Source organism: Vibrio sp. Y29_XK_CS5, from assembly GCF_024181835.1.
GTDB lineage: Bacteria > Pseudomonadota > Gammaproteobacteria > Enterobacterales > Vibrionaceae > Vibrio > Vibrio harveyi.
The window spans coordinates 433,151-445,801 of sequence record NZ_JAMZAM010000002.1 but is presented as its reverse complement, the minus strand read 5'-3'; the positions used below and the strand labels follow the sequence as shown (position 1 = coordinate 445,801).

Sequence of the window (12,651 nt, the reverse complement as noted above, 5' to 3'; positions counted from 1 at the left end):
GAGATCAGGAATCTAATTGCCACACGCTCTCACTCAATATTTCACGTCAAGCTACGGCTCTCGGTGAGCAAATTCTGAATCACGCTCGTCCCTCGCTATTCAGAATGACGAGAAACATAACCCAGAGAGCAACACCCCGTCATTCCGACGAGCCTAAGCGAGATCAGGAATCTAATTGCCACACGCTCTCACTCAATATTTCACGTCAAGCTACGGCTCTCGGTGAGCAAATTCTGAATCACGCTCGTCCCTCGCTATTCAGAATGACGAGAAACATAACCGAGAGAGCAACACCCCGTCATTCCGACGAGCCTAGGCGAGATCAGGAATCTAACTCCCACACGCTCTTGGCTCAATATTTCTCATCAAGCCACAGCTCTCGGTGAGCAGGTTCTGAATCACGCTCGTCCCTCGCTGTTCAGAATGACGAGAAACATAACCGAGAGAGCACCACCCCATCATTCCGACGAGCCTAAGCGAGATCAGGAATCTAACTCCCACACGCTCTTGGCTCAATATTTCAAGTCAAGCTAAGGCTCTCGGTGAGCAGATTATGAATCACGCTCGTCCCTCGCTGTTCAGAATGACGAGAAACATAACCGAGAGAGCAACACCCCGTCATTCCGACGAGCCTAAGCGAGATCAGGAATCTAATTGCCGCGAGCTCTTGGCTCAATATTTCACATCAAGTCACAGCACTCGGTGAGCAGATTCTGAATCATGCTCGTCCCTCGCTGTTCAGAATGACGAGAAACATAACCGAGAGAGCAACACCCCGTCATTCCGACGAGCCTAGGCGAGATCAGGAATCTAATTGCCACACGCTCTCACTCAATATTTCACGTCAAGCTAAGGCTCTCGGTGAGCAAATTCTGAATCACGCTCGTCCCTCGCTGTTCAGAATGACGTAAAAATTAAACTTAAAACCCAAACTATCCAATTAAATCCAAAAATAAAGGACGCCGAAGCGCCCTTTTCTTGTACTTATTAGCAATAGTATAACTTAGTCTTTAGCGCTAAGTCCTACTCTTGGCTTGCCGTTGGTTGTGAAGTAGATTCCACTTGCTCTTTTTGAGCCTCTTTTCTTGCGCGGCGGTCGAACAAACGCTCAACCACAACGAAGAACACAGGCACGAAGAAGATACCAAGCAAGGTCGCACTTACCATACCACCAAGTACACCCGTACCTACCGCGTTCTGACCCGCAGAGCCTACGCCCGCACTGATCGCTAGCGGCACTACACCCAGACCAAACGCAAGCGAGGTCATGATGATAGGACGGAGACGAACACGTACCGCGTGCAGCGTTGCTTCAATCAAGCCCGCGCCTTTCTCGTAGTATTCCTTCGCAAATTCAACGATAAGAATCGCGTTCTTCGTTGCCAGACCAACAGTGGTCAACAAACTAACTTGGAAGAATACGTCGTTATCCATACCGCGAGTCATGACCGCAAGTACCGCACCTAGCACACCCAGAGGCACTACAAGTACAACCGCGAATGGTACTGACCAGCTCTCATAAAGTGCAGCTAGTACAAGGAAGACAACCAGAATCGACAGCGCGTAAAGCATTGGCGCTTGGTTACCTGATAGACGTTCCTCGTAAGAGATGCCGTTCCAGTTCACCGTAAAGCCAGGAGGCAGTTTTTCTACCATGGCTTCAATTTCTGCCATCGCTTCACCAGTACTTACGCCCGGAGCCGCGCCACCTTGGATGTTCATCGCAGGTAGACCGTTAAAGCGTTGCAATAGCGGAGAACCGTAAGTCCACTCACCCGTTGCGAATGCCGAGAATGGCACCATTTCGCCCTGTGAGTTCCGCACGTACCACGAGTCGAAATCTTTCGGCTGCATGCGGTGTTCTGCGTCACTCTGTACCATTACCTTCTTCACGCGTCCGCGGTCGATGTAATCGTTGATGTACGCACCACCCCATGCCGAAGCTAGGATTTGGTTTACATCGTTGATGCTCACATCAAGCGCACGCAATTTTACGTGGTCGATATGAACTTGGTACATCGGCGCATCTGCCTGACCGTTTGGACGCACACCCACCAGTTTCGGGTTTTGTGCTGCCATACCTAGGATTTGGTATTGCGCCGCTACAAGCGCTTCATGACCGTTACCGGTTGAGTCTTGTAGGTAGAAGTCGAAACCAGTCGCATTACCCAACTCTTGAATCGCAGGTGGCGCAAACGCAAACACCATTGCTTCTTTAATCGTTGAGAAGTAACCCATCGCACGACCTGTCAGCGAAGCCGCATCCGAACCTGGTGCTTCACGCTCTGACCAATCTTTCAGACCGATAAACGCCATACCCATGTTCTGACCTTGACCAGCGAAGCTGAAGCCCGCTACCGAGAACACTGACGCGACGTTGTCTTTCTCTTCTTCTAGGAAGTAGTTACGGACTTTTTCTAGCGTCTTTTCTGTCTGCTCTTGAGTCGAGTTCGGTGGCAAGATTGCCATGGAGAACACCGTACCTTGGTCTTCATCCGGTAGGAACGACGTCGGTAGGTTCATGAACAACCAACCTGCACCCGCACTCATTGCCGCGAACACCAACAGCATACGACCAGTGCGTTTTAGCATTTTCGCTACGCCTGCTTCGTAACCCGCCGTTGCCGCATCAAACTTACGGTTGAACCAGCCAAAGAAGCCTTTCTTATCCGAAAATTCTGCATCGCCTTTCTTCAGTAAACTCGCACAAAGTGCCGGAGTAAGAATGATCGCCACCAATACCGATAGCGTCATCGCCGCTACGATGGTGATAGAGAACTGACGGTAAATAACACCAGTTGAGCCAGACATGAACGCCATCGGTACGAATACCGCAGACAGCGTCAAACCAACACCCACTAGTGCGCCAGTGATCTGCCCCATTGACTTCTTCGTCGCTTCTTTAGGATCGAGACCGTCTTCGTGCATTACACGTTCCACGTTCTCTACTACTACGATCGCATCATCCACCAGCAAGCCGATTGCCAGAACCATCGCAAACATGGTTAAGGTATTAACACTAAAGCCGGTCGCATAAAGGATCGCGAACGTACCCAGCAATACCACCGGAACCGCAATCGTTGGGATGATCGTCGCACGGAAGTTCTGTAAGAACAGATACATGATCAAGAATACCAACACGATCGCTTCAAGCAGTGTCTTGATTACTTCTTTGATCGACGCGTCTACGAATGGCGTTGTTTCGAACGGGTAAGCGATCTTCAAGCCATCTGGGAAAGTCGCACTTAACTGACCAAGACGTTCTTTTACAGCTTCTGCCGTTTCTAGCGCGTTTGCACCAGTACCGAGGGAAATACCAAGACCTGCTGCCGGGAAGCCGTTGTACTGACCTTTGATGTCGTAGCTTTCTGCACCGCGCTCAACACGCGCCACGTCTTTCAGGTAAACGTTCGAACCGTTCGCTTCTGATTTCAGAATGATGTTTCTGAATTCAGCCACGCTGGTTAGACGGCTTGCAGAAGAAATTGTCGCGTTAAGCAACTGACCTTTTTGCGCAGGCGCTGCACCCAACTGACCAGAAGAAACCTGTGCGTTCTGTTCACGAATAGCGTTCGCGACGTCGATTGCAGTAAGGTTGAACTGAGTCAGTTTGAATGGGTCTAGCCAAACACGCATTGCGTATTGAGAACCAAACGCTTGCACTTGACCTACGCCCGTTACACGGCTGATCGGATCTTGAATATTGGTAACAACAAAGTCACCGATGTCGTTTTCTGTAAAGTCCGGGTCTTCAGAGTAAACCGCCACAACCATCAAGAATGAGGTGTTAGATTTATTTACAACGATACCTTGGCTTTGTACTTCCATCGGAAGCGACGTCATCGCCAATTGCAGTTTGTTCTGCACCTGAACTTGCGCGATATCTGGATCGGCTTCGCTATCAAACGTCAGCGTGATGGTGGCATTACCAAACGCATCACTGCTTGAGTTTAGGTAGCGCAGGTAGTCCAGACCCGTCATGTTTTGCTCGATAACCTGAGTTACTGAATCTTCTACGGTTTTCGCAGAAGCACCAGGGTAACGAGCACTGATTGAGATCGTGGTCGGTGAAATCGTTGGATATTGAGAAACTGGCAAGTTGAACAAAGACATTACGCCCGCCAACATAGTCAGAATCGCAAGTACCCAAGCAAATACCGGACGATCGATAAAGAATCGTGCCATGATTAAGCCTGCTCACCTGATTGAATAGTTACTGGATTACCCGGTTGGATCATCTGTAGACCGGTTGTGATGACTTTATCACCCACTTTCAGACCGTCAGTAATACGCCACTGGTTACCAATAGACTCCGCCGTTGTTACCGGAGTTATTGTTACCTTGTTGTCCGCACCCACTGTCATTACTGAGGCTTTGCCCGTTGCGTCACGCGTAACTGTGTTCTGCGGGATAAGAATAGCCACTGGGTCCACACCTACTGTTACCGTTGCGCGCACAAACATACCCGGTAGCAATAAGCCATCTGGGTTCGCGAATTCTGCACGTAGCGTTACGCTGCCAGTACTTTCATCTACATTCACTTCGGTAAACTTCATAATACCTTTATGCGCATACGTCGAACCGTCTTCAAGCGTTAGTGTTACTTGAGCGGATTCGTCTTTTTGCAAGTGACCTTGTGACATCGCTGCTTTCAAACGGAGTAGCTGAGCAGAAGATTGCACGATATCAACATTGATTGGGTCTAGCTGTTGGATAGTCGTTAGCGTCGCCGCTTGGTTTGCCGTTACTAGCGCACCCGCCGTTACGTTAGACTTGCTGATCACACCGCTGATTGGCGCTTTCACTTGTGCGTAAGAAAGATTGATCTTCGCTGTATTGATCTTCGCTTTCGCTACCAACACTTGCGCTTTCGCTTCTTTGTACGCTGCTTCTGCTTCATCGAGATCTTGTTGGCTGATCGATTTCTTCGTAATCAACGCGCGGTAACGACGAACTGTTGAGTACGTCGATTCTTCCGAAGCTTGAGCACGGATCAATTCCGCTTCTGCACTTAATAGGTCTGCTTGGAACGTAGAATCGTCGATCTGGTAAAGCGATTGACCTTTCTCAACCACACCACCCTCTTCAAAATTGCGCTCAGAAATAATACCCGTTACCTGTGGGCGAACTTCTGCCTCTTTAAACGCTCGGCTACGACCAGGCAATTCTACCGTTAACGCTTGGCGAACCGGTTCAACCGTCATTACCGTCACTTCTGGTGTCGGCGCTGGACCACCTTGTGCTTGTCCTTCTTGGCTCTGTTCACACCCGACCAATAATAGGCTCGACGCAATCAAGAGCGATAGCGTGGTTCTACGTGTCATGAAAATTCTCTCTTCCTAACTAAAAAACGTGACTCAATAAAAAGTCAGCAAATATTAGTCGGGATGATAATTACTCAATGTTGTACATACAACAAAATTTACCGCTCTTTACGATAGACAAAAATGTTTGTTCTAAAGCTGTTATTGATCTCTCAATTTGAGCGCTTTTCTATTGGAAAAATAAATTTTCTGTGAGCAATTGAAATTGGATTTTTCTTAAGAAAAACAGGAGAAAAGAGTAGACAAAACCAGAGAATTCGTGACAAAGAAAGTCAACAAAAAATCATATTGGAGAGAAATTAATATAAGCAGAGCATAAACTGAAATGATAACAAAATGGCATTGAATTTCATTTACAACTGATTAACATTGAATCATAAGCTGAACATTTACGCTTCGCTTTGTGTAATTATCTTTCAAATATAACCATTGATTTCCTTTTTTAAATCCCTATAATTCGCTCCCCCTACACACCCTAACATACGAAACACGTTGGTTATGAGTAACAATAACTCTTTAGTATTAGGGAATTACCTTTGGGACAGGACGACTCACTATTTACACCCATCTCCTTTGAATGGCAAAACAGAAGAACAAGAGACGGTTAAGCTAACTAATAAGCAAAAAGCGTTGTTAAATTGCCTTGTTGATGCGTATCCAAACACGATCAGCAATAAAGAGATTATTCAGCAGGTTTGGGGCTATGAGCATATCTCACAAGAGAGCTTGCCGCAGCTGATTAATCGCACCCGACGCACATTAGAAGATAACGAAAAGACCATTCTGGTTAATACCCCTGGGGTTGGCTACTCCCTCAGTTTTGAATTTGCTCCAGACGAGCCAGTTTCACAGCCAATGACCAAGCCAGAAGAGTGCGAACTCAAACCCGTCAGCAAGCAAAACACAAAACTATGGAATGCGCTTTTTATAGTAATGCTGTTAGTCACCCTCTTTAACCTTTGGGAAACCGGGAATGCTCTTTATTACAAGCACGACTTTGAGCAGGTACTAAAAGCCAAAGCTTACCCAGAAATAAAACGTTCCGATGACGGAAAAACAATAGTGACAATTAACAACCATGAATGCATTTATCACAAAGATCAGCTTTTACTTCAATGCCCGTAAATTCAAAGTATTGATAGCATTAGTTGTGTTCAACGGCATTCTCTTGTTCACTGCACATCAATCAAAAGTACAACTGTTTGGCAAAGTAGAAGCGATGCAATACAGGTGGACGACCTATACTCTACTCTATAAGGACTACCTTGAGAGCCGTCTTCATTACTCTGCTATTGATGCCGCGGAAACAAAGTTTCAGGCAATGGACTATAAGTACGAATATTCAAAGTCTAAGGGAAACGAGTACATCGTATTGGGCTATGAAGAGCCGGTGACCATACGCCACAATCGTGTTTTCTATCTGGATGATCAATGCAGTCTGGTTTTCTTTGGTAAGGCAAAACGAACCTTAAAAAATATGACATTCCGCTGCTTATACTGAGAAGATTGCAATCGCTGTTAGAACATAAAAACCGAGCTGAATAATTTCAGCTCGGTTTTCTTTTATTTCGAAACAACAGGAAAGTGTTTGTTAAGAAACGCCATCACGTGCGGAACATACTTCTGGGAATCAAATATCGGCGCACTATGCCCCACTCCTTCTTCAATCCACAACTGGTTCTCAATGTTATTCTCATCCAATTTAGCTTTGAGTAGTTCGCTTTGTGACAAAGGAACACGCTTATCTATCGTTCCATGTAACTGGATAAACGGCGGCGTTTTGTCGTTAACATAGGTCGTTGATGATGCCTGCTTGGCGATTTCAGGAATGGCACTTGGCGTGTCACCTAAAAAGCGAGACACCGATGATTTCTTACTCGCACTCTTTCCCCCCTTACTGCCTAGCGCTAACAAATCAGTGGGACCAAAAAAACTCACAACCGCTTTCACCTGATATTTGGGCTTCACATAAAATGAGATGTCGCCGTGCGCATTCGTCGTTCCAATCAAGCCCGCTAAGTGTCCACCCGCAGAGCGCCCCATCATCACTACGTTATCTGCCGCAATATGGTATTGCTTCGCATGATCATGAAGGAAGTTAATAGCATCATTGATGTCTTGCACTGGCGCCGGAAATATAGCCTCGCCGCTCAAACGGTAATCGACTGAAGCAAGCGCATAACCTTTCTCGATGACTGATTGCAATAACAGTGGGTTCTTAGTAGGTATCGCATCCTTACTCCCGCGCTTCCAAGCACCACCATGAACCCAAACCAAAAGTGGATAAGGTTGCTCACTGTGCACTTTCGGTTTATAGAGATCGAGCTTAATCTCTCGACCTTTAACGGTTTTAAACACAATATCTTTGTCAACGACAGCACTTTCTAAGGTGTTTGCCTGTACATTTACCGTCAATATGCTGAGTGAAATTGCACTAAGCAAAGTCATGATTTTCTTCATTGATTTTAAGTCCACCATTAGAACGATGCTTCTGCAGCAACCCAGTATCGACGACCATCTTCAACATAGCCATATTTATCGTATGTTGTTTCCGCATCGAATAAGTTGTAGATACCTGCCATCAGCTTAAATTGGCGATTGATTTGCCAGTTACCACCAAAGTCAACATAAGTAATTGACGGAGCAGAGGCATTTCTTGAATCCACAGTAATTGGGTCGGATTCTTCGCTGCGATAAGACACACGAACCCACGAGTTAATATTGTCACGAATCGCCCAATCTGCGTTCAGCGCAACCAAATGCTCTGGAGCTTGTGTTAACGGCTGACCTTTATCTTCACCTGACTTTTTCTCACTATAGGTATAAGTGTAAGTGGCACCGACATTGATCGTTTCAGTCACGCCTTTGTTAATCGAGCCTTCCGCACCATACGTGATAGCATCTTCAATATTTACATACGTTGCATCGCATGCACGTCCAGTACAGCTTGGATCGAGGTTAATCGTGTCGATCTTGTCTTTAAAATCGTTGTAAAACACCGTCAAACTGGAGTTCAAATCATTCACTCCGGAGTAATACATGCCTAACTCAGTGTTGACGGAAGATTCAGGTTTCAAGTCTGCATTGCCATAAACTTCACATTTACCGTTACAGCTTTCTTGCACCCAATCTTCCTCCATTTCCGTCAAACTTGGTGCGCGATACCCCGTTGAAACACCACCTTTCATTGTCCATTCTGGATTAAGCGTCCAAACACCGTACACACGCGGACTAAAGTGTGAGTTAAACTGCTCGTTGTCGTCGTATCGTAGACCCAATGTGAGCGCAAAGTTGTCTGTCAGGTACCATTCATCTTCGGCAAATGCCGACCATTGCGAGTTCTTGAAAACAAAATCACCGTTATCCAGTTCTTCACTTTCAAATGCAGCACCGATTGAAATGTAATGCATACCAAATGCCTTGGACCATTGAGTATTGGCATTGATGTTTTGCACTTCTAAACCACGCCCTACATTTTCAACCGTTTCAGTGCTGATGTATGAAGAACCAGTTACAGATTCATAGTTAGCATCATGTGCAATACCAACCGATTGACGGTTATTGTTGGTCGCAGAGCTCCTAGTCCGTGATTTCCCTTCCGTGTTCACTCGCTCTTGATCGTGATGAGTGTAATCAAGGGTGAATGTATCTTCTTCCGTTGGAGTGAAATACACAGATGCACGATAGTTCTCAAGCGTTTTACCGCCGTTTGCATAAAGTATTTCGTCTTCAATACGCTCTTGATACATCCCTGAAATCGCAGTGCTCACCAAGCCATCAATCAAAGGACCTGCGAGGTACATTTCGCCTTGATAGAAATCGCCTGACTTACTGTTTTCTTGTAGCGTTGCTTCCGCGCGGAGACTACCTGTCCACTCTGGAAAATTTTTGCGTGTAATGATGTTGATCACTCCACCGATGGCATCTGAGCCATACAAAGTCGACATTGGACCACGCACTACCTCAATACGCTCAATCGCATTTAGCGGTGGTAACCAATCCTGCTCAAAGCCTCCCCCGCTACTAACCTGCGTTTCACGACCAGATTGCTTACGTCCGTCAACGAGAATTGCGGTGTAATCTGAAGGCATGCCACGCAAGGAGATCTCTTGGCGAGAACCGCCACCAGTGATAACAACACCCGGTATGTCTTTCAGGGCATCGGTTAGATCTTTATAAGAACGGTTTTCGATTTGCGCGCGGTCAATCACACTAATCGACGCAGGAGCTTCCAACGTAGATTGCTCATACCCAGAAGCTGTCACCACCATGGTTTCCATAATGGTGTGATCTTCAGTTATTTGAGAATCAGCAAAAGAAACAAGAGGGAGTGCCGCTGAAATACCTGCGGTAACGTTTACCGCAGTGCGACAATTAAAAGGGATATTCTTGAGCATGTTTGATAACTAATTTTATTTACAACTGATAATTGTTATCAATTAAACTCTCATTACCCTATGCTTTCAATCAATACAGTATGCACGACATCGAATCTTACTATGCAGGATCTGCAACGTTGATTCACAATACCCAATCAAGCATTTATGCATGCATTTCGTTATCTTCGAACAACTCGTTGAATAACTCACGAATCCAAATACACATTGGGTCATCATGAAAACGCTTATGCCAATACAAATACACTTGTGAGAAATCCAAACGTAGTGGTTCTGGCACTTCACGTGTAATTAGGCGTTCATCCTGACAAGCCGCTTCGGCGAATGGCGTCGGTAAATGAAAGATGATATCCGTCTCAGCCGCAATACTCGGTGCTGATGTGAAATTAGTAAGTTGTACTGGCGCCGACAAACGCTGCTTTTTATCTGCTAAGCCTAACTCAATGAACTTGTGCTCAAATGACAACGTTTTCTCTCCTTGTAGAGAGATTTGACCAAAATGGTAATCACGCAACTTCTCTGCCGTTAAGGCTTCATTGGCAAGTGGATGGTTTCTACTCATTAATAAACGAAAGTCTCGTTTAGCCACGACCTTACGATAAATATTTTGTTCCGATGTCGGCGGCTCGTGGGAAGAAAGCGAGAAATGCACATCGCCAGACACCAGTTCCTCAAAATGGCGTTTCGGTGTTGTGTCGATACTGACCACAAGATTTGGTGCTCGCTCACGAATGGCAGCAACAAGCTTGGGCATCATAGTGTTGATCTGCGGCTGCAAACCATAGAATCGAACGGTGCCTTCCACCTTCTCTGGTTCGAATGAATTCTTATGCGATAACTTTTCAAGACTAATAATCAACGCAGATATATCTAACTTGATCGCTTCTGCCTTTGGGGTAAGTTCATAGCCAAAGCTCGTACGTACCAATAACTCATCATCAAAAAACACTCGCATCTTTTGCAGTGCTCGACTTACTGAAGACTGACTCGTATTGAGCAGCAAAGCAGTATTCGATACGTGCTTTTCTTCGAGAAGGTATTTAAGAATGTAGAGAGACGTTACGTCAATTTGAGGAATTTGCATAAGCGAAATCTGGCAGCGAAAAGTGAAATTGTAGAGCCAGATTATATGATCGATGCTGCCATGAGTAACAACTTTTCACCAGTTTCAATGATGAATAGAGAGTTCCCGCCCCCCGCATAATGGTGTGGATTCAAACACCTAAAGACAAAAAAGCCCCAAACTAAAGGGGCTTTGAGTTACCTAATCTTCCACTTGATTAAACGCGGAACTGACTGACTTGCTTGTCTAACTGTTGCGTCTGTTCTGACAGCATAGACAGTGACTGTTGCGCTTGGCTCACCACATCAACAATCGACGTGCTGCTGTCTGCGATACCTTGAACGTTGCTGTTCACTTCATCACTTACTGAGCTTTGTTGACCTGCTGCTGTAGCAATGTGCGTGTTCATCTCGTTCATACGTGCGATCGCGTTAAGGATTTCAGCCAAAGATTCTGTCGCCAAACCTGCCGATTGAATGGTGTCTTCGCTGCTGGTTTTACTGCCCTGCATCACTTCCACCGCCTGAGCAGCGCCTGCTTGCAGCTTCTCAATCATCGATTGAATCTCGCCCGTGCTCTTTTGAGTACGGCTGGCTAAGGAACGCACTTCATCTGCCACGACAGCAAAACCACGACCTTGTTCACCAGCACGCGCCGCTTCAATCGCCGCGTTCAATGCCAACAAGTTGGTCTGTTCTGCAATGCCACGGATAACATCCAATACTGAAGCAATGTTGCTTACGTCATTATCTAGTGTGTTGATGACTTGGCTTGCACTTTCAATCTCACCCGCAAGATCACGAATCGCTGCGACTGTTTGCTCCAAAATCACATTGGTATTCGACAACTCTTCGTTCGCTGTTTGGCTTGCCAAAGCGGCTTCTGTTGCGCTGTCGCTCACGTTGCGACTGGTCACTTGCATTTCATGAACTGCTGCGGCAACAGCTTCGCTATCACGTTGTTGGTGAACTGTTGAATCTGCAATGGTTGAGGTCAACGAATTCAGGTTGTTCATTTCCTGACGCAATGTGTTTGCGCTTTCGACGACTTGTGACACTGTCGCTTGAATTTTAGTCACGAACTGGTTGAAGCCACCGGCAAGTTGACCAATTTCATCTTGCGAGTTGATGCTAATACGTTGGCTCAAATCCCCTTCTCCAGACGCAATTTGCACCATTGCTTCTTTGATGTCGTTGATTGGCTTCACAACAGTTTTTAGCAGTAATACCACCATACCAAGCGCTGCGATAATTACGATTGCGATGCCTGCTTCAAGAATAAGTTCTGCACGGAGCGCCGCTGCTGCGATATCCGTTTTTAGCGTCTTTTGTTTCGCTTCAATCGCATCTTTCACCACATTTAGTTGCTCACGTACCGCGCCAAATTGGTGTTCAAATTCCGCTTTGTTTGACTCGTAATAACTTACCCACTGCGATTGTGGCTTGCTGATCATGGTTTCATAGCTTTGCAGCCATTTCTCACCTGTTGATACTAGCTTCTGCACCTCGCTACCATGACTGCGAGGCATTACCCCCGCATCGGACAGTGACATGACTTTCTTCATACGTGGCAGAGCTTTGTATGCGTTGTCTTTGTATTCAAATAGATGGTGGTCAATTTCCGCTTGAGACTGCGCCAGAGCTAAACCTTGAATCGCTGACGTCGCTTGATAAAGGTCGCGATACGCATCTTCAATGGTAAAAAGGCTTGGGGTAACCTGCTCGTTAAGCGTGTCGCTAAGCTCGGTTTGTTTCCACATCGTGAGAACATTCAATACTGAGCTTAAAGTCAGTAATACAATCATCAAAGATAGAGGGAGAACTATCTTTTGCTTGATAGAGAGGTTGCTGAACATGAATAGATACCT

The 12,651-nt window shown here is 46.0% G+C and carries 8 protein-coding genes; 2 read left to right on the top strand and 6 right to left on the bottom strand.

Annotated elements, in window-relative coordinates; genetic code table 11:
- Window positions 1–1,023: 1,023 nt before the first annotated feature.
- Together NL647_RS12270 and NL647_RS12265 are read right to left on the bottom strand one after the other, a co-directional pair.
- Window positions 1,024–4,185, bottom strand: a complete 3,162-nt coding sequence (locus NL647_RS12270) for an efflux RND transporter permease subunit (RefSeq protein WP_029789086.1) — start codon at window positions 4,183–4,185, stop codon at window positions 1,024–1,026.
- 2 nt (window positions 4,186–4,187) lie between these two features.
- Entirely contained in the window at window positions 4,188–5,324 is a 1,137-nt protein-coding gene (locus NL647_RS12265; protein WP_017188234.1) for an efflux RND transporter periplasmic adaptor subunit, read from the bottom strand.
- 498 nt (window positions 5,325–5,822) lie between these two features.
- On the opposite strand from NL647_RS12265, the gene NL647_RS12260 reads away from it, so the two are divergent.
- Window positions 5,823–6,449, top strand: coding sequence for a winged helix-turn-helix domain-containing protein (locus NL647_RS12260; protein WP_253650206.1), 627 nt, complete (start codon window positions 5,823–5,825; stop codon window positions 6,447–6,449).
- Window positions 6,403–6,825, top strand: a complete 423-nt coding sequence (locus NL647_RS12255) for a hypothetical protein (protein WP_050923014.1) — start codon at window positions 6,403–6,405, stop codon at window positions 6,823–6,825. The genes NL647_RS12260 and NL647_RS12255 overlap by 47 nt, the downstream gene beginning before the upstream one ends.
- 62 nt (window positions 6,826–6,887) lie before the next feature.
- Here NL647_RS12255 and NL647_RS12250 read toward each other — a convergent pair whose 3' ends face one another.
- The 4 genes from NL647_RS12250 to NL647_RS12235 all read right to left on the bottom strand — a co-directional run bounded on the left by NL647_RS12250 (window position 6,888) and on the right by NL647_RS12235 (window position 12,639).
- Window positions 6,888–7,784 carry an alpha/beta hydrolase gene (locus tag NL647_RS12250; protein WP_154203061.1) on the bottom strand — a complete coding sequence of 299 codons (897 nt, stop codon included), beginning with the start codon at window positions 7,782–7,784 and terminating at the stop codon, window positions 6,888–6,890.
- A gap of 17 nt (window positions 7,785–7,801) precedes the next feature.
- Window positions 7,802–9,721 carry a TonB-dependent receptor gene (locus tag NL647_RS12245; protein ID WP_253650205.1) on the bottom strand — a complete coding sequence of 640 codons (1,920 nt, stop codon included), beginning with the start codon at window positions 9,719–9,721 and terminating at the stop codon, window positions 7,802–7,804.
- Between the two features lie 145 nt (window positions 9,722–9,866).
- Window positions 9,867–10,805 carry a LysR family transcriptional regulator gene (locus NL647_RS12240; protein ID WP_020195661.1) on the bottom strand — a complete coding sequence of 313 codons (939 nt, stop codon included), beginning with the start codon at window positions 10,803–10,805 and terminating at the stop codon, window positions 9,867–9,869.
- Between the two features lie 196 nt (window positions 10,806–11,001).
- Window positions 11,002–12,639 carry a methyl-accepting chemotaxis protein gene (locus NL647_RS12235; RefSeq protein ID WP_017819109.1) on the bottom strand — a complete coding sequence of 546 codons (1,638 nt, stop codon included), beginning with the start codon at window positions 12,637–12,639 and terminating at the stop codon, window positions 11,002–11,004.
- Window positions 12,640–12,651: the final 12 nt, after the last annotated feature.